Origin of the sequence: Staphylococcus saprophyticus subsp. saprophyticus ATCC 15305 = NCTC 7292, assembly GCF_000010125.1 — a bacterium.
GTDB lineage: Bacteria > Bacillota > Bacilli > Staphylococcales > Staphylococcaceae > Staphylococcus > Staphylococcus saprophyticus.
Genome location: NC_007350.1, coordinates 1780565 through 1803601, shown reverse-complemented (window position 1 = coordinate 1803601; position 23037 = coordinate 1780565). Strand labels below are relative to the sequence as shown.

At 34.8% G+C, this 23037-nt stretch carries 22 protein-coding genes and 1 riboswitch; of the genes, 12 read left to right on the top strand and 10 right to left on the bottom strand.

The window, feature by feature from the left end:
- Window positions 1-28: 28 nt before the first annotated feature.
- The 6 genes from rihC to SSP_RS08695 form a co-directional block, all read right to left on the bottom strand.
- A complete protein-coding gene (gene rihC / locus SSP_RS08720; protein WP_011303447.1) occupies window positions 29-937 on the bottom strand; it encodes a ribonucleoside hydrolase RihC in 909 nt (302 codons plus the stop codon).
- 483 nt (window positions 938-1420) lie between these two features.
- A complete protein-coding gene (qoxD, locus tag SSP_RS08715; protein WP_011303445.1) occupies window positions 1421-1711 on the bottom strand; it encodes a cytochrome aa3 quinol oxidase subunit IV in 291 nt (96 codons plus the stop codon).
- Window positions 1708-2313 carry a cytochrome aa3 quinol oxidase subunit III gene (qoxC, locus tag SSP_RS08710; protein ID WP_002483712.1) on the bottom strand — a complete coding sequence of 202 codons (606 nt, stop codon included), beginning with the start codon at window positions 2311-2313 and terminating at the stop codon, window positions 1708-1710. The genes qoxD and qoxC overlap by 4 nt, the downstream gene beginning before the upstream one ends.
- Complete coding sequence (gene qoxB / locus SSP_RS08705; protein WP_011303444.1) at window positions 2303-4291, bottom strand: cytochrome aa3 quinol oxidase subunit I; 1989 nt, start codon at window positions 4289-4291, stop codon at window positions 2303-2305. Before qoxB ends, qoxC begins: the two co-directional genes overlap by 11 nt.
- On the bottom strand, window positions 4291-5412 hold the full coding sequence (gene qoxA, locus SSP_RS08700) for a cytochrome aa3 quinol oxidase subunit II (protein ID WP_011303443.1): 1122 nt from the start codon (window positions 5410-5412) through the stop codon (window positions 4291-4293). The genes qoxB and qoxA overlap by 1 nt, the downstream gene beginning before the upstream one ends.
- A gap of 268 nt (window positions 5413-5680) precedes the next feature.
- Window positions 5681-5998, bottom strand: a complete 318-nt coding sequence (locus SSP_RS08695) for a DUF5011 domain-containing protein (RefSeq protein ID WP_002483709.1) — start codon at window positions 5996-5998, stop codon at window positions 5681-5683.
- 245 nt (window positions 5999-6243) lie between these two features.
- Between SSP_RS08695 and SSP_RS08690 the strand changes: the two genes are divergently transcribed.
- The gene (locus SSP_RS08690) at window positions 6244-7389 is read left to right on the top strand and encodes a globin domain-containing protein (RefSeq protein WP_002483708.1); all 1146 of its coding nucleotides are present in this window, start codon (window positions 6244-6246) and stop codon (window positions 7387-7389) included.
- Between the two features lie 151 nt (window positions 7390-7540).
- On the opposite strand, the gene folD is transcribed toward SSP_RS08690, so the two are convergent.
- Window positions 7541-8398 (bottom strand): bifunctional methylenetetrahydrofolate dehydrogenase/methenyltetrahydrofolate cyclohydrolase FolD, encoded by an 858-nt coding sequence (gene folD / locus SSP_RS08685; protein ID WP_011303442.1) that lies wholly within the window; start codon window positions 8396-8398, stop codon window positions 7541-7543.
- Window positions 8399-8602: 204 nt separating this feature from the next.
- Between folD and purE the strand changes: the two genes are divergently transcribed.
- From purE to purD, 11 genes are read left to right on the top strand one after another with little or no spacing between them, the layout of a single operon-like run.
- Entirely contained in the window at window positions 8603-9085 is a 483-nt protein-coding gene (gene purE / locus SSP_RS08680; protein WP_011303441.1) for a 5-(carboxyamino)imidazole ribonucleotide mutase, read from the top strand.
- Window positions 9072-10199: a 5-(carboxyamino)imidazole ribonucleotide synthase gene (gene purK / locus SSP_RS08675; RefSeq protein WP_011303440.1), complete on the top strand. Its 1128-nt coding sequence runs from the start codon at window positions 9072-9074 to the stop codon at window positions 10197-10199. The genes purE and purK overlap by 14 nt, the downstream gene beginning before the upstream one ends.
- A gap of 4 nt (window positions 10200-10203) precedes the next feature.
- Window positions 10204-10905, top strand: a complete 702-nt coding sequence (gene purC / locus SSP_RS08670) for a phosphoribosylaminoimidazolesuccinocarboxamide synthase (RefSeq protein WP_011303439.1) — start codon at window positions 10204-10206, stop codon at window positions 10903-10905.
- A gap of 2 nt (window positions 10906-10907) precedes the next feature.
- The gene (gene purS / locus SSP_RS08665) at window positions 10908-11168 is read left to right on the top strand and encodes a phosphoribosylformylglycinamidine synthase subunit PurS (protein ID WP_011303438.1); all 261 of its coding nucleotides are present in this window, start codon (window positions 10908-10910) and stop codon (window positions 11166-11168) included.
- The gene (gene purQ, locus SSP_RS08660; protein ID WP_011303437.1) at window positions 11168-11839 is read left to right on the top strand and encodes a phosphoribosylformylglycinamidine synthase subunit PurQ; all 672 of its coding nucleotides are present in this window, start codon (window positions 11168-11170) and stop codon (window positions 11837-11839) included. The genes purS and purQ overlap by 1 nt, the downstream gene beginning before the upstream one ends.
- Window positions 11832-14021, top strand: coding sequence for a phosphoribosylformylglycinamidine synthase subunit PurL (gene purL / locus SSP_RS08655; protein WP_011303436.1), 2190 nt, complete (start codon window positions 11832-11834; stop codon window positions 14019-14021). The genes purQ and purL overlap by 8 nt, the downstream gene beginning before the upstream one ends.
- Window positions 14000-15487 carry an amidophosphoribosyltransferase gene (gene purF / locus SSP_RS08650; protein WP_011303435.1) on the top strand — a complete coding sequence of 496 codons (1488 nt, stop codon included), beginning with the start codon at window positions 14000-14002 and terminating at the stop codon, window positions 15485-15487. The genes purL and purF overlap by 22 nt, the downstream gene beginning before the upstream one ends.
- The gene (gene purM / locus SSP_RS08645; RefSeq protein WP_011303434.1) at window positions 15480-16508 is read left to right on the top strand and encodes a phosphoribosylformylglycinamidine cyclo-ligase; all 1029 of its coding nucleotides are present in this window, start codon (window positions 15480-15482) and stop codon (window positions 16506-16508) included. Before purF ends, purM begins: the two co-directional genes overlap by 8 nt.
- 2 nt (window positions 16509-16510) lie before the next feature.
- On the top strand, window positions 16511-17077 hold the full coding sequence (gene purN / locus SSP_RS08640) for a phosphoribosylglycinamide formyltransferase (protein WP_011303433.1): 567 nt from the start codon (window positions 16511-16513) through the stop codon (window positions 17075-17077).
- 15 nt (window positions 17078-17092) lie between these two features.
- Entirely contained in the window at window positions 17093-18571 is a 1479-nt protein-coding gene (gene purH, locus SSP_RS08635) for a bifunctional phosphoribosylaminoimidazolecarboxamide formyltransferase/IMP cyclohydrolase (RefSeq protein WP_011303432.1), read from the top strand.
- Window positions 18572-18595: 24 nt separating this feature from the next.
- Window positions 18596-19840 (top strand): phosphoribosylamine--glycine ligase, encoded by a 1245-nt coding sequence (gene purD / locus SSP_RS08630; protein ID WP_011303431.1) that lies wholly within the window; start codon window positions 18596-18598, stop codon window positions 19838-19840.
- Between the two features lie 92 nt (window positions 19841-19932).
- Here the strand turns inward: purD and SSP_RS08625 are convergent, their stop codons facing one another.
- Genes SSP_RS08625 through SSP_RS08615 form a run of 3 tightly spaced genes read right to left on the bottom strand, consistent with a single transcriptional unit; the run spans window position 19933 to window position 22732 of the window.
- Window positions 19933-20739: an energy-coupling factor transporter transmembrane component T family protein gene (locus SSP_RS08625; protein WP_011303430.1), complete on the bottom strand. Its 807-nt coding sequence runs from the start codon at window positions 20737-20739 to the stop codon at window positions 19933-19935.
- Window positions 20732-22144, bottom strand: coding sequence for an ABC transporter ATP-binding protein (locus tag SSP_RS08620; RefSeq protein WP_041784911.1), 1413 nt, complete (start codon window positions 22142-22144; stop codon window positions 20732-20734). Before SSP_RS08620 ends, SSP_RS08625 begins: the two co-directional genes overlap by 8 nt.
- A 12-nt stretch (window positions 22145-22156) precedes the next feature.
- Window positions 22157-22732, bottom strand: coding sequence for an ECF transporter S component (locus SSP_RS08615; RefSeq protein ID WP_011303428.1), 576 nt, complete (start codon window positions 22730-22732; stop codon window positions 22157-22159).
- Window positions 22733-22818: 86 nt separating this feature from the next.
- Window positions 22819-22920: riboswitch (TPP riboswitch) on the bottom strand.
- Window positions 22921-23037: the final 117 nt, after the last annotated feature.

Sequence of the window (23037 nt, the reverse complement as noted above, 5' to 3'; positions counted from 1 at the left end):
GGAAATGGGCGTGTGTTTTTTACTAAGATTATATACAGTATTTTAAAGCTTCAATAAATAGTTTTTTGAAATCGTTTGTTTCGATAGACATAACAACTGAGCAGTTAGGGAAGTGCGTGTTAAAATCTGTGACAGTTGCACCTTTTGTAAGTGTTCCAGTGGTCTCAATTTGTACATCTGCCTCTTTCACATCAAATTTTTCAGGATGTAATAAATAAAGTATCGTATATGCATCATAGACATTGATTCCTTTTTCAAAATCGTCGCCTTTATAATGTTTGAAAAGTTGATGCAACATGTCACCGGTTTTGTTTAAACTTTGTAATTCATTCACCGTTGCGTGACTAAGTGTAGAACTTCTAGCTACATCTAAGCCAACCATTGTAATTGGTAATCCAGAGTTAAATACAATGTGTGCTGCTTCTGGATCACAATAAATATTAAATTCTGCTAATGGTGTGACATTGCCTCGAGCTGCCGAACCACCCATTAATACAATTTCTTTAATATAATCTTTTACTTCTGGATAGGTTGAGAGTAATAGGGCAATATTTGTTAAAGGTCCTATTGGTATTAAAGTAATAGGGTCTTCACTTGATTGAAGTTCTTTGCGCATGGCTTCTACAGCATGAGTGGATGATAAATCATTGTAATTAATCTTAGGAAAATCATATCCTTCCATCCCAGATTCACCATGTACTGCACTAGCATCTACGATTTCTGATAATAATGGTTGAGAGGAACCTCTATGTACAGGAACGGTACTCGAGAAAAAACGTTTAAGTTTCAAAGCGTTCGCAGTTGTTTTTTCAATACCTACATTTCCATTAACTGTAGTAATCATTCGCAAATCAAAATTAGGATGATTTAATGCAATGCTAATCGCAGCAGCATCATCAATTCCAGGATCTGAATCTATGATAATAGGTTGTTTCATAATTGAATTTCCTCCTAAAAATAAATAATCATTTAAATATAGTGTACATTGTTTTACCTAGAAAATGTTGTATAGCAATTGAAAAATTAAGCGACTATTGATAGAAATATGAGGAAATAATGTTGTAAAGACATTCCATAGAGCCTAAGTTTAGTTTATTAGTATTTATTTTGAATAATCTAGGTTAGTTTTTAATATTCGTGAAGTATTTTTTTTAGAAATCGGCGTCATCTAATGAAAATACTATTTGAAAATAGGGGGGATATGAAGAAGGAAAAGTGACGGTCAGTTGCATGTTTGATTTACCATAGTTAATATAAACGATTAATTTAGTGCTTTCTTTTCATACGAAAAATTTATAACAACAAAACATACATATTTTGAAATTAACGAAATCAATATATAAAGAGACCCCCCTACACAAATAAATGCGTAGGGGGGTCTCTTTGTTCTAAGGCTTCTCAGAAGAGAAGTCTATATTGATTATAAGTGGCTTGAGTGTCCACCTTGCATTACCCAATAAGTACCGATAACAGTAATTAAAGTAATGATAATCGCAAATAAAACTTTAAAGGTTTGTAAATTACCATCTTTACTTTCAGTTAAGTGCATGAACATTAATAATTGAACTGCAGCTTGTATAAAAGCAAAACCAAAGATGATGGTAATCTTAGCATTAAGTGCCATAGATGTGTATAAAGTTACAAATACAGCTAAGATCGTTAAAACGATTGAGGCGATAAAACCTACAGTATGTTTTACTATTGTATTCATCCGCTAAACACCATCCCTATCATATATACGGCAGTGAAGATGAAAATCCATACAACATCTAAAAAGTGCCAGTATAAACTAACTATAAATAATTTAGGAGCATTGTCTTTATTTAATCCGCGCATTGCTACTTGAATTAATAGGCAAATAATCCAAACAATACCTAATGACACGTGGGCACCATGTGTTCCTAATAGAATAAAGAAACTAGACCAATAAGAACCGATAGTTAGATTAACACCTTCATGTACGTAGTGCGCAAACTCATAAATCTCGAAGCCTACGAATACCATACCAAGTAATACAGTGATAATCATCCAAATCAGCATTAATTTTTCTTTTTCTTTTCTCATATAGTAAATTGCAATACCACATGTATAAGAACTAATTAATAATGCAAATGTCATAATTAAAACTAATGGTAATTCAAACAATTCAGTCGTCATTTTTCCAGCATAATCGCCACCGTGTTGAAGTGTTAATAATGTTGCGAATAACGTACCGAATAATGAGAATTCTGCTGTAAGGAATACCCAAAAGCCAAGTTTATTTAAATTACCTTCATGCGAACGTTGATCAATTGTGTTTGCATCATGACTCATGACTTACAGCCTCCCTTTCTTTTATACGTGCATCACGTAAACGTTTTTCAGTTTCAGCAACTTCAGACGCTGGTATATGATAACCATGGTCGATTTGGAAACTGCGGTAAACCATAGTTGCGAAGATACCAATTAAACAAATAATAGCTGGAACGAGTGTTTCAAAGATAAGGAAGAATCCACCAATAGTGAAGAGAATTCCCATCCAGAATCCAACAGGAGTATTATTTGGCATATGGATATCTGTATAGTTATGGTTGTCTAAATAATGACGACCATGTTCTTTCATATCTACAAATGTGTCATAGTCATTCCAGTCTGGTGTGATAGCAAAGTTGTATTTAGGTGGCATTGCTCCAGCAGTTGCCCATTCTAAAGTACGTCCTAAACCATCCCAGTTGTCGCCAGTTGCTTCACGTGGTGCTTTGAAGAAGCTGTATACGATACTTGCAACTAAGAACATAAATCCTAATGCCATTAATAGGGCACCGACAGTTGAGATTGCGTTTAGTAACCACCAACCATCTTCTGGCATATAAGTGTATAAACGACGTGGCATACCATCTAATCCAAGGATGAATTGTGGTATGAAACAAACGTTAAATCCGATCATGAATAACCAGAAACACCATTTGTTTAATGTTTCGTTTAACTTGAAGCCAGTCATCTTAGGCCACCAGAATATTAAAGCTCCAAGACAGGCAAATACTACACCAGCTACTAGCGTATAGTGGAAATGCGCTACTAAGAAGTAAGTATTATGATATTGATAATCTGCTGCCGCCATTGAAAGCATAACACCTGTTACCCCACCGATTAAGAAGTTCGGTATGAACCCTAATGCGAATAGCATTGGAGATTCGAAGGTAACACGCCCTTTATAAAGCGTGAACAACCAGTTAAAGATTTTAACACCAGTTGGTATACCAATTAACATGGTTGAAATTGAGAAGAATGAGTTAATTAATGCACCATTACCCATTGTGAAGAAATGGTGAACCCAAACTAAGAAACTTAAGAATGCGATACCTGCAGTCGCCCAGACCATGCTTTGATGTCCGAATAGGCGTTTACGTGCAAATGTCGGAATAATTTCAGAGTAGATACCGAATGCTGGCAAGATAACGATATACACTTCAGGGTGCCCCCATACCCAGAAGAAGTTAGCCCAAAGCATTGGCATACCACCATTTGCAACTGAGAAGAATGCTGTGTCGAAAATTCTATCAGTTGTAAATAGCGCTAATGTAACTGTTAATACTGGGAAAGCCAAGATAACGATTAATGCTGTAATGAAAGTCGTAACCGTAAACATTGGCATTTCCATAAATTTCATTGTTGGTGTTTTACATCTAAGTATAGTAACAAAGAAGTTAATACCAGTCATCAGTGTACCAATACCGGAAATTTGTATCGCTATTAAGTAATAGTTGACACCAGGTCCTGGACTGAATTCTCCTGCGAGTGGTGCGTAGTTTGTCCAACCAGCTGCAGGTGAGCCTCCGACTATAAATGAAAGGTTGAATAAAATCATACCTGAGAAGAATAACCAGAAACTTACGTTATTTAATACAGGGAATGCAACGTCACGCGCACCAATTTGTAGTGGTACGACAACATTCCATAAACCAAAGATGAAAGGCATAGCCATAAAGATAATCATTATTACGCCGTGCGTACTAAAGACTTCATTATAATGGTTTCCTTCTAAAAATGTATTGTCTGGAATGGCTAATTGCGTACGCATCATTAGCGCGTCAATACCACCACGTACGAACATTAATACCGCACAGATTAAGTACATTGCACCAATTTTTTTATGGTCAATAGATGTGAACCATTCTCTGTATAGATATTTCCATAATTTGAAATAGCTAATTACTGCGATTACGGCAATAACTGCGAAAGGAGCACCAATTTGTCCCATTGTTATCATCCAGTTACCTTGAACGAGTAATTGATCCCATGGAAAATTCATTAATGTCCACCTCCATTTTCATGGTCTTTTTTCTCAATTTTAGATGCTTTTTCATCTTTAGCACCTTCAGAGATTTTTTCCATTTCATCCATATTATGTGATTCTTCATCTTTGAATTCACTATCATATGGTTCATTATTGCCTAAAATCATGGCTTTCATTCCATGACGTTCGTAGTTAGCATTTGTGATTTCCGGCTTACGTGCAGGTTGATCTGGTTTATCTAACACATCTGCTGTACGTTCTTCTTCAGTGTTAAAGTTTGGATCTTTTTGAACGAAATTATAACGATCATAAGCATAGAAAATATACTCAGGGTCTGCTGCAGGATCAACAAATGCTAAATGCGTACCACTGAAAGTTAAATTTTTGTTTTCAGTAGTTGGTAAAAGTTGCTTATCAAATGTATCTTGATCCAATACTTTTTGTTTTTTGGCATCTTTTACCCAATCCTCGAATTTGCTTTGGCTTACTGAATTCACATCAAATGTCTGACGACTGAAGCCTTCACCATTGAAGTTTGAGTTACGTCCACGGAACGTACCTTCTTCACTAGCTGTTAAAGTCCAGTCCATAGTCATACCTGTCATCGCATATTTTTGACCACCTAATTGTGGAATCCAGAAACTTGTCATCATATCCATTGATTGGAGTTTGAAGACAACTGGGCGATCTTTCGGAATAGTTAAATGGTTAACTGTTTCGATTTTCTCTTCAGGATAACTAAAGAACCACTTATAACCAGCACTTGTAGCATAAACAACAAGTGGATCGTCTTCTTTCTGTGGTTTTTCCTCGTAATTATAAAGTGAATTAACTGTTGGAATAGCTAATGCAATTACAATAATTACTGGAATAATAAACCAAATTGTTTCTAATAAAGAATTGTGGTGCATCTTACCTGATTCATCAGTGTTTCCAATTCTATATTTATATAGAAAAACTGTGAATAGAATAAGTACAGCGGCAATAATAACAAGCATGAAGATAATTGAATACATAATCAAAAACTTCGAATCACTTGCCATCGGCCCTTTTGGGTTTAAAACTTCTACGTTAGAACAGCCACTAAGTAAAATTAGCGAGCCAAAGAGTAGAAGCAAAGACTTAAATTTTGACACTTTTTTGACCTCCTAATACTACAAATGTAGGGCTTAACATCAATTTTAAGATATTACGCAATATTTACAAGTGTTTGTGCGAAAAAAATATTGTAAAATTAAAAGAAACCCAACAAACTCAACGTCTGGTGGGCTTTCAAAGATTTGTTAAAATTATGTGTACATTTTGTGAAAAGTGTCATATTTAAGGCGAAAGGGTGATTTTATCAAAAAAGTAGTGATAAAGGTTATCATTTAGCTTGGTTTTTGCTATGTATGGAATTTTAATTTATTTAACTTCTATATAACGTATCGATTTACTTGATGCGCCGTTTGAATCTTCCACTTTATACTCAATTTTGTATTTTCCAGCTTGGTTGATATTAACATTACCATCAACTTTAATTTTATGTGTTAAATCGCCGTCTTCTTTATCGTATGCATGTACACCATTTAAAAGATTATATTCTTCACCTTTATCTATGATTGTATCATTCGTACCTTTAAGCTCTGGAATTGAATTGTCAGTGGCTTCTGCACTTAGGTTTGGGGATACAAGAGTTGCAGAAACGCCAATTGCTGATAACGATTGTATAAGTTTATTCATTTATTGACCTCCAAGAAGAGACTTTAATTGATTTATCTATACTATACTGTAATGCGCTGTGTATTACATCATACTATAGTCCTAATATACCTTATTTATTTAAATATAATTGTAATTTTTAGTTAAAATTAAGTAAAATGAACTTTTTGTGAATTTTATCACAAATTTGTTTTGAAATACAATAATTTGTAATAAAATAAAGTAGAAATGATAAATCTATATTTGAAGAAATGGAAGTGCTTATTATGTTGAATGAAAAAGAAAAAGCGATTATTAAAGAAACGGTTCCGGTATTGCAAGAAAGAGGGGTAGAAATCACATCGTTTTTCTATAATAGAATGTTTACACAGCACCCTGAATTAAAAAATATGTTTAATCAAACAAACCAAAAGAAAGGATTGCAATCAACGGCGTTAGCACAGAGTGTATTAGCTGCAGCGATGAATATTGATGATTTGACACGTATTTTACCAGTTGTGAAAGAAATTGCATTTAAACATTGTGCATTACAGGTGCCGCCAGCTGGTTATGATATTGTAGGTGAAAATTTATTAGCTGCCATCCAAAATGTTTTAAAATTATCGGATGATGATGCAATCTTAGACACTTGGGCTAAAGCATACGGAGAAATTGCTAAAGTATTTATTGAAGTTGAAAAAGATATTTATAAAACAATGGCATGGGATGGTTTCCAAGCATTTGTAATTAAAAATATAGAAACTGTAGCTACAGACATCAAAGCATTTACAGTTAAATCTGATGAAATAGACATGAGTAAATTTAAACCAGGTCAATATGTCACGGTCGATGTGAAGAGTGCGTCACTACCATACCGTGCTAAACGCCATTATTCAATTGTAGAAGGTGATAGTGAAACACTGACTTTTGCAGTTAAACATGATGTAACAACAACACATGAAGGGGAAGTGTCTACGATACTTCATAGTGAATACAAAGAAGGCGATACGATTCAATTATCAGCACCAGTAGGTCCGTTTTCCGTGGTCAACAGTGAGTCACCACAACTATTTATTGGATCCGGTATCGGGGTTACACCTTTAATTCCAATGTTTAATCAAGTGGCTAAGTCAGAAGCGCCAATTCAATTTATTCAAAATATTATTAATGATACAGATATACCATTCTCAAATAAACTAGAGGCAATAGCTGAAAGTAAAGAGAATAACGATTATATTATTTATGATAAGCATAAAATGGGTTATATGGATGCATCGTATTTGAATCAATTTATAACAAAAGATACTGAAATTTATGTTTGTGGTGGTGTTAATTTCCTTCAATCTATCATCACTACCTTAAAAGAAATGGAAGTTGATGAAACGAAAATTCATTTCGAATCGTTTATCCCTAAATTAAGTGTTGGTGTATAAAGTGTTATATGATTGAATGAAATAATATAAATTAACAAAAAACAAGACACGTTAAGTCGTATTGAACTTAACGTGTCTTGTTTTGTTAATGAAGCAGTAAAGCATTTTATTTATATAAATATCAAAAAAATTGATTCTTTATCTCGCGAGTTTATTCAATCCCTCTACGCATTTTTTCAGCTATAAGTGTGTTATTTAATACCATTGTAATTGTCATTGGGCCAACGCCACCAGGTACGGGTGTAATTGCACCTGCCACTTCTTTAACTTCATCGTATTCGATATCACCTTTTAATTTACCATTTTCATCAGGTGTATTCCCTACATCGATTACAACCGCGCCTTCTTTAACGTCTTCTTTTGTTACTAATCCAGGACGACCCACAGCACTAACAATGATGTCAGCATTTTTTAAATAACGCTTCATATCTTTAGTTCTTGAATGAAGAATCGTTACGGAAGCATTTTTTTGAAGTAATAATTTAGAAACTGGTTGACCTACAATGTGACTACGTCCGATAACAACAGCGTCTTTTCCTTCTAAATCAATATCGGCATGATTTAAAAGTTCCATGATACCTAATGGTGTACAAGGTACAAATGTTTGTTGATCAATATAAAGCTTACCAATATTTTCAGGATGGAAGCCATCGACATCTTTTGCTGGGTTAATAGATTCTAATACTTTTTGTTCACTTACTTGATCAGGAAGTGGTACTTGGACTAATATACCGCTCACACTATCATCTTCATTTAAGCGTTTTAATTCGTTTAAAACGTCTGCTTCAGAAGTAGATTCGTCGAGATGAACAATTTCTGAAATCATTCCAATCTTTTCCGCAGCTTTCTTTTTAGAGTTGACATAACTTTGACTTGCACCATCATTACCGACTAGAATGACAGATAATTTTGGTGTATACCCCTCAGCTTGTAAAGCTTCAACTTGATCTTTAAGTCCTTGTCTGTAATCTTTAGCGATTTGTTTACCGTCTAAAATTTTTGCGACCATGAAAAAATCCTCCTTGAATGTTTGAACTTTACTTAACATTAACACAAATGATGGGATAATTAACAACCAAAAGACGTAGATTAAACAAAAAAAAAGTATTAAAGTTCGATTTTTGATTGAAAAAGCATCATTTACTTGTTATGCTATATCTGTAATATACATCTAATAGTAGTATCATTTCAAATTTCTGAAAGGGTGTTCATTTTGAAAGTAGTAGTCATTATGGGAAGTTCTTCTGATTGGGAAACAATGAAAGAAAGTTGTTCGATGTTAGACCAATTTGAAATTCCGTATGATAAAAAAGTAGTTTCAGCACATCGTACGCCTCAATTAATGTTTGAATTTTCAAGAGAAGCGAGAGATGCAGGATATGATGTCATTATCGCTGGTGCAGGCGGTGCTGCGCATTTACCAGGTATGGTTGCGTCAATGACGACTTTACCAGTAATTGGCGTTCCTATTGAGTCTAAAAGTTTAAAAGGAATGGATTCGCTATTGTCAATTGTACAAATGCCAGGTGGTATTCCAGTAGCAACGACAGCAATAGGTAAAGCTGGCGCTAAAAATGCGGGTATCTTGGCTGCAAGAATACTTAGTATTGGTAATCAAACAGTGCAAAAGAATTTGGAAAATTATGAAAAATCTTTAGTTGAGAAAGTGAGTGATATGCAAGATGAACTTGAGTAAATTAAAATTCGGCTCAACCATAGGTATCATAGGAGGCGGTCAACTGGGCAAAATGATGGCGCAGTCTGCCCAACAAATGGGATACAAAGTGATTGTGTTAGATCCCAATTCATCATGTCCTTGCCAGTATGTTGCCAACGAGTTCATCAACGCTGCGTATGACGACCAAATAGCACTAGATCGACTTGGAGCATTATCAGATGTAATAACGTACGAATTTGAAAATATCTCGGCTAATCAATTACAAGCATTAGCTTCAAAATATAATATTCCTCAAGGCTATCAAGCGATTCAATTACTTCAAGATCGCCTGACGGAGAAACAAACTTTACAAGATTCTGGCAGTAATATAGCGCCGTTCCTCCAATTAACTGACTATGACGATTTAGTTAAAGCGGTTGATTCAATTGGATATCCTTTTATTGTTAAAACACGTTTCGGTGGATATGACGGTAAAGGTCAAGTGCTTGTTAAAGACGCCACTCATTTAGATGAAGCGCGTCAACTGATTCAAGCACAAGAATGTGTAGCAGAACAGTACCTAAACTTAAGTAAAGAAGTTTCTTTGACAGTAACCATCGGTACAAACAATCAGATCACATATTTCCCTCTACAAGAAAATGAACATCAAAATCAAATACTATTTAAAACAATCGTGCCTGCGCGAGTACAAGATAATAAAGAGCAAGAAGCGCGTAATGAAGTAAATAAAATAATTAAAGCCATACATTTTATAGGTACATTTACAGTTGAATTTTTTATAGATCAACAGAATCAACTATATGTAAATGAAATTGCGCCTAGACCGCATAATTCCGGACATTATTCAATTGAAGCTTGCGAATATTCTCAATTTGATACACATATTAAGGCAATAACAGGACAACAATTACCACAACAAGTAACACTATTGAAACCGGCGATTATGATGAACTTATTAGGCAGAGATTTAGATTTATTAGAAGATCAATTCGCAGAACACCCTGAATGGCATGTCCATATCTATGGCAAAAACGAACGTAAATTTAATCGTAAGATGGGACATTTAACGGTGTTAACTAATGATATAAATGAAACTGAACAAAAGTTGCTTAAACAATTTGAAGGGAGATAAATATATGTCTTTGTTATATGAAGGAAAGGCTAAAAGAATTTTTTCAACAGGAACGTCTGATGTACTAAGAGTTGAATATAAAGATGAAGTGACAGCTGGTAATGGTGCTAAAAAAGACTTCATTGAAGGGAAAGGACGCTTAAATAACCAAATTACCTCTCGTATATTTAATTATTTGAAAGCTAAAGGCTTGAATAGTCATTTTATTGAGCAAATATCTGAAACGGAACAATTAGTTAATTCGGTTGAAATCATTCCTTTAGAAGTTGTAGTTAGAAATATTGCAGCAGGCTCAATTACAAAAAGACTAGGTTTTGAAAAAGGACATACATTTGAAACACCATTAGTTGAATTTTTCTACAAGAATGATGATTTGAACGACCCCCTTATCACTGAAGACCATATTAAACTACTTCAAATTGCTAATGATGGTGAAATTGAAAAATTAAAAGAAGCAGCAACAGAAATTAATGAAGTATTAGTGAACTTAATGGACAAAATGAATTTAAGATTAGTCGATTTTAAAATTGAATTCGGACGCACAAATGAAGGTGAAATTTTATTGGCTGATGAAATTTCTCCAGATACATGTCGAATTTGGGATAAACAAAGTGATACAAATTTTGATAAAGATGTTTATCGAGAAGATACAGGATCAATTATCGAGACATATCAGACTTTTTTAAATAAATTGGAGGCACTCTAACAATGAAAACAATTGAATTGCATATTACATTACAACCACAAGTATTAGATACACAAGGACAAGCATTAAATCGAGCTGTACATGATTTAGGATATAAGCAAGTCAATGATATCAGAGTTGGTAAAGTACTCTATATGACTGTTGATGAAGCAACTGACGAAGCAGTTCATAATGTTGTAACTACGTTAAGTGAAAAACTTTTTGCTAATACTGTTATTGAAGAATATAGCTATAAAGTATTGGAAGAAGGAGAGAAGGCATAATGAAATTTGCAGTGCTGAAATTTCCAGGATCAAATTGCGACAGAGACATGTATAATGCTGCATTGAAATCAGATGTAGAAGCAGAATATGTAGATTATAGAAATACATCGTTGGACGGTTTTGATGGTGTACTGATACCAGGTGGTTTTTCTTTTGGTGATTATTTACGTTCTGGGGCAATGGCAAGTGTTGCACCAATTACAGAAGCAGTAAAACAATTTGCGAAAGAAGGTAAACCGGTACTTGGTGTGTGTAATGGGTTTCAAATTCTAACTGAAATTGGTTTACTTCCAGGTGCTTTACTACATAATGATTCTCATTTATTCGTGAGTCGAAATGAATCATTGCGTGTGGTAAATCATAATACGGCATTCACAAATTTATATAATGAGGATGAAACTGTAGTTTATCCTGTTGCGCATGGTGAAGGACATTATTATTGTACTCAAGATATGTATGATCGTTTAGAGGCAAATAATCAAATTATATTAAAATATGTCAATAATCCGAATGGTTCTTTTAATGATATCGCAGGTATTATCAATGAACAGGGCAATGTGTGTGGTATGATGCCTCATCCGGAACGTGCTATTGAACCAATTCTTGGTACAGATAGCGGCGTAAAATTATTTCAAGCAATGGTAAATAGTTGGAGGGAACAAAATGTCTAAATTTATTGAACCAAGTTCTGAAGATATTAAAATTGAACAACTGTACAAGGATATGGGATTAAGTGATGAAGAATACGCAAAGGTTTGTGATATTTTAGGTCGTGAACCTAACTTTACGGAGATTGGTATTTTCTCAGTTATGTGGAGTGAACACTGTTCTTATAAACATTCCAAACCCTTTTTAACACAATTTCCAACTTCAGGTGAACATGTTTTAATGGGCCCTGGAGAAGGCGCAGGCGTTGTTGATATTGGTGATAACCAAGCGGTTGTGTTCAAGGTTGAGTCACACAATCACCCTTCTGCAGTTGAACCATACCAAGGCGCAGCTACTGGTGTGGGAGGCATTATTAGAGATATTGTTTCTATTGGTGCACGTCCAATTAATTTATTGAATAGTCTAAGGTTTGGTGAATTGACAGAAAAACAAAACCGTCGACTTTTACGTGGCGTTGTTGCAGGTATAGGTGGCTATGGTAACTGTATAGGAATTCCTACAACTGCTGGAGAAATAGAGTTTGATGATCGATATGATGGCAACCCACTCGTCAATGCGATGTGTGTAGGCATTATTGATCACGACATGGTTCAAAAAGGGACGGCTAAAGGCGTTGGAAACTCTGTTATTTATGTTGGTTTAAAAACTGGCCGCGATGGTATTCATGGTGCGACTTTTGCTTCTGAAGAATTAAGTGAAGATAGTGAAAGCAAACGACCATCTGTTCAAATTGGTGATCCATTTGTAGGTAAAAAATTAATGGAAGCCACGCTAGAAGCCATCACATTTGATGAACTCGTTGGTATCCAAGACATGGGGGCTGCAGGACTAACATCATCATCCTCAGAAATGGCAGCTAAAGGTGGTAGTGGCTTACATTTACGTTTAGAACAAGTCCCTACAAGAGAACAAGGTATTTCACCGTATGAAATGATGTTATCTGAAACTCAAGAACGTATGTTGCTTGTTGTAGAAAAGGGAACAGAACAAAAATTCTTAGACCTCTTTGATAAACATGAGTTAGACAGTGCAGTAATTGGAGAAGTAACTGACACGGATCGTTTCGTATTAACTTATGAAGATGAAGTATTTGCCGATATTCCAGTTCAACCTTTATCTGATGAAGCGCCAGTTTATGTACTTGAAGGTACGTCGCCAGAATACAATGAAACTAAAAATGACTATAGCAGTGTAGATGTTGAATCCGTATTTGATCAATTATTACAACACCCAACTATAGCTTCGAAGCGTTATTTATACGAACAATATGATCAACAAGTAGGTGCTAATACGATAGTTAAGCCAGGATTACAAGCCTCTGTTGTGCGCGTTGAAGGAACTGATAAAGCTATTGCGTCAACGATTGATGGAGAAGCCCGCTATGTATTTAACAATCCATATGAAGGTGGAAAGATAGTTGTTGCCGAAGCGTATAGAAATTTAATTTCTGTAGGTGCAACGCCTTTAGCTATGACGGATTGTTTAAATTATGGCTCACCTGAGAAGAAAGAAATATATCAACAATTAGCAGATTCAACAAAAGGTATGGCAGAAGCATGTGAGGTTTTAAGCACACCTGTCGTTTCGGGTAATGTGTCTTTATATAACGAAACGAGAGAAACATCTATATTCCCAACACCTGTAGTAGGTATGGTTGGTCTCATCGATGACATAAGTTATCTTAATCATTTTAATCCTTCTGTAGGAGATACATTATATGTTGTTGGTGATACAAATGATGATTTCGGTGGTAGTCAAATAGAGAAATTGTTGTATGGTCAAGTGAATCATGAATTTGAATCCATTGATTTATCGCAAGAAGTTCGTAAAGGTGAATCGATAAAACAAGCAATTCGAGAAGGGGTAGCTTCACATGTGCAAACAGTAGGTAAAGGTGGCTTATTGCTTACTTTAGCTCGTATCAGTGCACATTACCAACTTGGTTTACAGGCGAAACTAAGTGTTACGAATGCGCAACTGTTTAGTGAAACACAAGGACGTTATATTGTAATCGTAAAAAATGGTCAATCATTAAACTGCGATTATGCTGTTGAGATTGGTAAAGTGACTAATGATCAACAATTTAAAGTGACAAATGAACAGAGCGAAATTGTGCGTGATGTAAAACATTTAAATGATTTATGGGAAGGAGCTATACCTCAATGTATGACAGCAACGGATTAAATGAAGAATGTGGCGTGTTTGGCATATGGAATCATCCGGAATCTGCTCAATTAACCTATATGGGACTACACAGTTTGCAACATCGTGGTCAAGAAGGTGCTGGAATCGTTTGTTCAAATGGTGAAGTGCTTAAAGGTGAACGTGGTTTAGGTTTATTGACAGATGCGATATCAGATACACAAATGGAATCATTTAAAACATATCAACATGCAATTGGGCATGTGAGATACGCAACATCCGGGAATAAAGGTATAGAGAATATTCAACCGTTTTTATATCATTTTTATGATATGAGTGTTGCAGTTTGTCATAATGGTAATCTTATCAATGCGCAAAGTCTAAAAAAATCTTTAGAACATCAAGGCTCTATTTTTCACTCTTCTTCAGATACTGAAGTTATCATGCACTTGATACGCAGAAGTAAAGCACCTACATTTGAAGATGCTTTTCAAGAAAGTTTAAGAAAAATAAAAGGCGGATTTACTTTTGCGGTACTAACTAAAGACGCTTTATATGGTGCAGTTGACCCTAATGCGATTCGACCATTAGCTGTTGGTAAAATGAAAAATGGTTCATATATTATTGCCAGTGAAACATGTGCAATCGATGTCCTAGGTGCTGAATTTGTAAGAGATATTCATGCTGGAGAATATGTAGTCATCAATGATGATGGGATCAGAGTCGAATCTTATACGCGTCATACAACGACGGCTATTTCAGCTATGGAGTATATTTACTTTGCTAGACCTGATTCAACCATTGCCGGTAAAAATGTTCATGCTGTTAGAAAACAGTCTGGTAAGCAATTAGCGAAAGAAAGTCCAGCATCAAATGCGGACATGGTTATTGGTGTACCTAATTCTTCACTTTCAGCAGCATCTGGTTATGCCGAAGAGAGTAGACTGCCGTATGAAATGGGTCTTGTTAAAAATCAATATGTTGCAAGAACATTTATTCAACCGACACAAGAATTACGTGAACAAGGCGTCCGCGTAAAATTATCTGCTGTAAAAGATATTGTCTATGATAAAAATATTGTCTTAGTAGATGATTCGATTGTCAGAGGTACTACGAGTAAACGTATAGTACAAATGTTGAAAGACGCAGGCGCTAAGGAAGTTCATGTACGCATTGCTTCTCCTGAGTTTATGTTTCCAAGTTTTTATGGCATAGATGTTTCAACAACGGCAGAGCTTATTTCATCAAATAAATCGCCCGAGGAGATTAGTGATTATATTGGAGCAGATTCACTGGCTTATTTAACAGTCGAAGGTCTAATTGATTCTATTGGACTTGATTGCGATGCGCCTTATAGTGGACTTTGTGTTGAAAGTTTCACAGGTGATTATCCTGCAGGTTTATATGATTATGAGCAAGATTATGTAGCGCATTTAAGTGAACGTCAAAAAGCGTACTTAGCAAATCATCAACAATACTTTGATAGAGAGGGTAATTTAAATGTCTAAAGCATATCAACAAGCAGGCGTCGATATTAATGCAGGGTATGAAGCGGTAGAACGAATGACAAGTCATGTCCAAAGAACAATGCGCAAAGAAGTACTTGGTGGATTGGGTGGCTTTGGTGCTACATTTGATTTGTCACAGTTAAATATGAAAGCACCTTTACTTGTATCAGGTACAGATGGTGTAGGTACAAAATTAAAATTAGCCATCGATAACGATAAACATGACACGATTGGTATAGATGCTGTCGCAATGTGTGTCAATGATATTTTAACTACAGGTGCAGAACCACTTTACTTTTTAGATTATATTGCAACTAATAAAGTCGTTCCTGAAGTCATTGAGCAAATTGTCAAAGGGGTAAGTGATGGCTGTGAAGAGACCAATACAGCTTTAATCGGTGGAGAAACAGCTGAAATGGGAGAAATGTATCACGAGGGTGAATATGATTTAGCAGGCTTCGCAGTAGGTGCAGTAGAAAAGGATGACTATATTGATGGCTCATCTGTTGAACCTGGACAAGCAATTATAGGTCTTGAATCTAGTGGCATACATTCCAATGGTTATAGTTTAGTTAGAAAATTAATACAACAATCAGGTATTAAATTAAGTGAACCATTCAATCAAGAACAGACATTTTTAGATGCTTTTTTGAAACCCACACGTTTATATGTAAAACCCGTGTTAGCTGTTAAATCATCTATTAAGATATATGCCATGACCCATATTACAGGGGGCGGTTTTTATGAAAATATACCTAGAGCCTTACCTGAGGGGATAACAGCCAAGATTGATGTCACGCAATTTCCTACGCCAGCTATATTTGATTGGTTACAAGAACAAGGAAACATCTCAACTGATGAAATGTATAACATTTTTAACATGGGTATTGGCTTTACTTTAGTCGTTGATAATAACCAAGTTGAATCAACATTAGAAATACTTAATGGTCAAAATATCAAGGCATATAAAATTGGTGAAACTGTTAAAGGCAACGAACCAATCCAATTAACGGGGGTATAAAATTGACCAAAATAGCTATATTTGCTTCTGGTTCTGGAAGTAATTTTGAAAGTATTATGTCTAAAATCAAACAAGGGGAACTACCAAATATTGAAGTAACCTCACTTTATACAGATCAAGTAAATGCATATTGTATTGAACGCGCGCGCAAATATCATTTAGATGTTCATATTAATGAATTGAAAAATTTTGATTCTAAAGCGGATTATGAACGTAAAATTATAGAATGGTTAACGTCTGAAAAAGTAGAGTGGATTGTTCTAGCTGGCTATATGAAATTAATAGGTGAAAATATTTTAAGAGCTTATGATAAACGCATTTTAAATATTCACCCTTCATTATTACCAAAATATAAAGGGAAAGATGCTATAGGACAAGCGCTAGCAAGTGGCGATACAATAACTGGTTCAACAGTACATTATGTTGACAGTGGTATGGATACGGGAGAAATTATTGAACAACGTCAATGTGATATTTATCCGGACGATAATAAATCTGATCTTGAAGAAAGAATTAAAGCAATAGAGCATGAATTATATCCAGAAGTCATATCAAAAATCATTCAATAAGAGGTGCTAATTTAAATGAAGAAAGCAATATTAAGTGTGTCTAATAAAGCAGGTATTGTAACCTTTGGTCAATCATTAATAGAGCAAAATTATGAATTATATTCAACGGGCGGAACAATGCGTGAATTAGCCAATGGCGGGTTACCTGTGAAGTCGATTTCAGAGTTGACAGAGTTTGAAGAAATTATGGATGGCAGAGTTAAAACATTACATCCATCTGTACACGGCGGTATTTTAGCTGATAGAGATAAACCTGAACATTTAGAACAACTGCAAGCACAAGGTATTGATTTAATAGATATGGTAGTTGTCAATTTATATCCATTTAAAGAAACGGTTGCAAACCCTAATGTGACAGAAGAAGATGCAATTGAAAACATTGATATCGGTGGACCAACGATGCTGCGTGCTGCAGCAAAGAACTTCAAACATGTTATCACCGTTGTACATCCTGCTGATTATAATGAAGTGATTGATAAATTGAAAAATGGCACATTAGATGAAGCTTATCGCAAATCACTTATGATTAAAGTATTTGAACATACAAATGAATATGACGCAGCGATTGTAGACTATTTTAAAGATAATAAGGAAAGTTTACGTTATGGTGAAAATCCACAACAATCAGCTTATTTTGTTAGAACATCTGATGCCAAACATACTTTAGCAGGTGCCAAACAATTACATGGCAAGCAATTAAGCTATAACAATATCAAAGATGCGGATGCAGCGTTATCATTGGTGAAACAATTTGAACAACCTGCTGCTGTTGCTGTTAAGCATATGAATCCATGTGGCGTGGGCGTTGCTGAAACAATTGATGAGGCATATAAACATGCTTTCGATGCAGATAATCAGTCTATTTTTGGTGGTATTGTTGCTTTGAATAGAACTGTAGAAAAATCATTGGCAGAAGTATTGCATGGTATCTTTTTAGAAGTTGTTATTGCACCAAAATTTACACAAGAAGCTCTAGAAGTGTTAGGTAAAAAGAAAAATATTAGGCTTTTAGAGATTGATATGACAATTGATAATAGTGAACAAGAACTTGTCTCTGTATCAGGAGGTTATCTTGTACAAGATAAAGATAATGTCAAATTAAATAGAGAAGACATGACAGTCGTTACAGAAGTTGAGCCAACAGAAGCGCAATGGGATGCTATGCTTCTTGGATGGAAAGTTGTTGCATCAGTTAAAAGTAATGCTGTTATCTTAAGTAATGCAAAACAAACAGTGGGTATTGGTGCAGGTCAAATGAATAGAGTAGGTTCTGCTCAAATTGCAATTGAAAGAGCGATTGAAATAAACGATGACGTTGCTATGGTTTCAGATGGTTTCTTCCCTATGGATGACACGGTAGAATTAGCTGCAAATTCTGGTATTAAAGCAATTATTCAACCAGGTGGTTCTATCAAAGATCAAGAATCTATTGATATGGCAAATAAACATGGTATTGCAATGGTTACAACAGGCGTAAGACATTTTAAACATTAATTAATATTGGAGGAAATGTAGCTTATGAAAGTACTCGTAATTGGTGCAGGTGGTAGAGAGCATGTATTAGCATTTAAATTAAAACAGTCTCCACTTATTAATGAAATTCATGTGATACCAGGCAATGGCGCTATGAAAAATATAGCGACAGTACATACAGATATAGATGAAGCGAATCATGAAAAAATTGTAGATTTTGCTAAGACACAGAATGTTTCATGGGTAATTATTGGACCTGAACAGCCATTAACCGAAGGATTAACCGATAAATTGCAAACAGAAAATATAAAAGTATTTGGTCCAAATGAAGCTGCAGCACAAATTGAAGGTTCAAAATTATTTGCAAAACAACTCATGGAAAAGTATGACATTCCAACTGCAGCTTACAAAGAAACAAATAACAAAACAGATGCATTAGCCTATATTGACACATGTGAATTTCCAATTGTACTGAAAAAAGATGGATTAGCCGCAGGTAAAGGTGTTATTATTGCTAATAATATCGATGAAGCACGTGAAGGAATAGACATTTTATATTCTGAAGAAAATGGCACAGTTGTATTTGAACAATTTCTTGAAGGCGAGGAATTTTCACTTATGACATTTGTTAATCAAGATTATGCTGTGCCATTTGATTGTATTGCGCAAGATCATAAACGTGCGTTTGACAATGATGAAGGTCCTAATACTGGTGGTATGGGAGCATACTGTCCGGTACCTCATATTGATAAGGGTATGATAGAACGTACAAATAAAGAAATTGCTCAGCCAATTGCACAAGCAATGGCGAAAGAGGGCTATTCATTTTTTGGTGTGCTATATATAGGCGCAATTATAACAAAAGATGGTCCTAAGGTGATTGAGTTTAATGCAAGGTTTGGAGATCCAGAAGCGCAAGTGTTGTTGACTCGAATGGAAAGTGATTTGATGCAACACATTTTAGATTTAGAGGCGAAGCAACCGATTCAATTTAAGTGGAAAAAAGATGCGGTTGTAGGGGTTATGCTTGCGTCTAAAGGCTATCCAGGTACTTATAATAAAGGTGAGGTCGTTTCAGGGTTTACATTAGATGGAAGATACTTTGTAAGTGGTTTAAATAAAGTTGATCAACATTACGTAACTTCAGGAGGTCGTGTTATTCTCGCTTTAGGCGAAGGTAGCGACATTAGTGAAGCTAAAGCTAATGCTTATGAAGCGGTTGACCAAATTCAAAGTAATGCATTATTTTATCGTTCTGACATCAGTGACAAAGCGATAAAACAAAAATAGCAAAAAAGCGATGGAACAAACTGGTTTAGGTTTTGTTCCATCGCTTTTATTTTTTTGGATAAAAATGATTTCGAAAAGTTAGTTGAACTTTTTTAATAAATACTTGTTATACGGACATCGTCGATTCCAGTTATTGGGAAATATAGTGATAAGTAATAGGCACTTATTAATATGAGTCCCATAACTATAATTAACAGAATATCTTTATACGAGAAAGGTGCAGGATAATAATATGTTCGAGGCCCATCTTTGAAGCCTTTTTTTTCCATTGCTACTGAAAGCTGATGTGCCTTCCTGATGTTTTGACTTAATAACGGAATGATGAGGTGCTTGACTCTTTTTATACCTCGATAATTTTGGGCACTTATTAATTGATAACGTATTTTTAATGATTTTCTTAATTGTAAAAAAGACATAAACATTAATGGCACCATGCGTATTGCCGCCATAAAGGCATATGCTACTTTGGGTTTTACTTTTAAATGTTGCATTAAACTATAAAATACAAGAACGATTTGTGAAGTAAAAGCAATTAAGATTCCAAAAAATGAAACCGTTGTTGTACGCATCGCTAAATGTAAGCCACGATACAAACTTTCAGTTGTTATTTGTATAAACCCAAATTTGAATAGTAAGTGCGTCCCATCACCATAAAAAATCATGAATAATGCGGACACTAAACTGAAAAGTATCGTAAAAGTGATAAATACTAAGGTAATTTTAAATTGCAAGCCATTGAATATTAATAATAGAGCAAGCATTAAGCACGTAATATAAAACATATAATCGAATTGATGAACAAATATGACAAAGAAGAATAATATAACAGCAATCCCTAATTTAGTAATGATATTTACATCATCGATAAAGGAATGGTGTTTTTTCCACATATCAAACATACGTATCACCTGTCTTTTCTATTAAATGGTGATGTTCGAGATGTAGTCTTCGAGTTGGGTAACGTGCAATAATTTCTGGGTCATGTGTAACCATGATAATGGTTTGTCCTTGTTTAATTCTCTGTTGAAACAGCTTAATTAGGTTAAATGTATTGTGACTATCAAGTCCAAATGTAGGTTCGTCAAGTAAAATTAAATCAGAAGAAGCACTTAAAGCAATGGCAACACTTAAGCGTCGTTTTTGTCCCATAGATAATTCATAAGGGTGTTGTATTTGTACTGATGTTAAGTTAAGCGTTTTTAATAATGATTCAGTTTGCTGTTTAGCTTCATCCGTTGAATTAAATTTGTTTTTGTTTTGTATATGAATTTCGTCGTATACAGAATTTGTTATAAATTGTAATTCGGGATTTTGATACACAAGATACATAGATTTTGCTGCAGATTTAATTTTAGTGTAAATATGATGATTGATGTACATCTGACCTTCATATTTAATTAATTGCATCATTGATTCGAGCAGTGAAGTTTTACCTGAACCATTGGACCCGGTAATGGATATCCATTCTCCCGCATTGACATTTAACTTAGGAATGTTAATGAGTTGCTGCTTTCCACGTTTAATAACTGCATCTTGAATTTGGAAATTAAAATGAGATGAATCAGAATCTGAAAAATTTAGTGCTTTTGGTGCAGAATGCCAAGCTTTTGGATGCCAAACACCATATTCAGTTAATAGCGCTTCATAATAATTTAAAATTTGAGAAGGTGGGGCATCTGCAATGATGGCACCATCATAATTCATTAAAACGACACGATCGACATGTTGCCATATATGTTCGACTTTGTGTTCTACTATAAGTACAGTTTGGTCTCGCCACAATGATTGAATTTTTTGCCATAAATCAGCAGTTGACTCTACATCTAACATCGCGGTAGGTTCATCTAAAAATAGTGTCGTTGCTTGTTGTAAAATTGTCTCAGCAATCGCAAGTTTTTGTTTCATACCGCCACTTAATTCATTAATATATTGATTTTTGTCCACGTTTAATCCAACTGTCATTAGTGCTTCCTCAATACGATGATCCATTTCTTCCCGAGGAACTTGTTGATTTTCTAGTACAAATGCAAGTTCTTCATAAACTTTAGGCATACAAAATTGAGTATCTGGATCTTGGAATATGACACCACTTGAAGGATCGACTTCTAATGCATCATATTTTAACGGCAAATCTATCAAGTTTGGCACAATGCCACTAAGTACGTTTAATAAAGTACTTTTACCTGAACCAGAAGGACCTAATAATAATACCTTTTCTTTATCTTTTATTTGAATAGACAAATTGTCGAATATTTTTTTTTGACCATTTGGATATTTCAAGCGTAAATTTTTAGTAGCTATCAACATTATTACTCCTTATAGATTGTCATAATCACTCTGGGTTGCTGGTCTGAATAATTTTGTTACACCAGTTTGGTCAAGTGCTTTAACAATATAATAAGATAAGAGACCGGCAACGATAATACCGCTAATTAATCTAAATATGATGTATAAAGCAAGATTCCAACCCGCGACTTCTCCTAGATAACCATAGGCAAAATCTAAAGGTAGTGTTGCAACTGAAGCTAAAAATCCTGCTAGCATCGCAACCATTGCTGAACGTGATTTATATCGAAAAATAGCAAATATAATTTCGCAAGCTAAACCTTGTAATAATGCATAGACCATCGTTGCAATATCAAAACGACCCATTACAATTGTTTCACCAGCACCTGCAGCAAATTCTGCAAGCACAGCAATACCGGCTTTTGGAATTATGAGATAAGCTACGACTGCTGCCATAAACCAGGCACCATAAGTGAGTTCTTCAAAATGAAGTCCAGTTACCTGTACAGCTTTATAGACAAAATTCCAAATATTATAAATAATAGCGAAAACAACTGCGATAAGCACAGTTACAAGTATTTCGGATAGTTTTAAACCTTTTGACATCATTGTTCCTCCTAATATAAAAAACGCACAACCTTCTAGAAAGTTGCGCGTTTTTATATAGGCATACGGATACCAAAGTTACTCAGTGATATCGCAATACACTTTCCTACGCTAGTTTAATCTAGATCAGGTTCAAAGGGTTTGAGGGTATACCTCATCTCAGTCACAAAACACCCCTAGTGCGAATGATTTATTTAAATTTAATTATAATGTATGACTTTTCGTCGTTTATGTCAAGGTTATGCTAGAAATTGTTGGTTAATAGAGTGATTATTTTAAGGACAAACGTTGTTATTTAAGTTTAT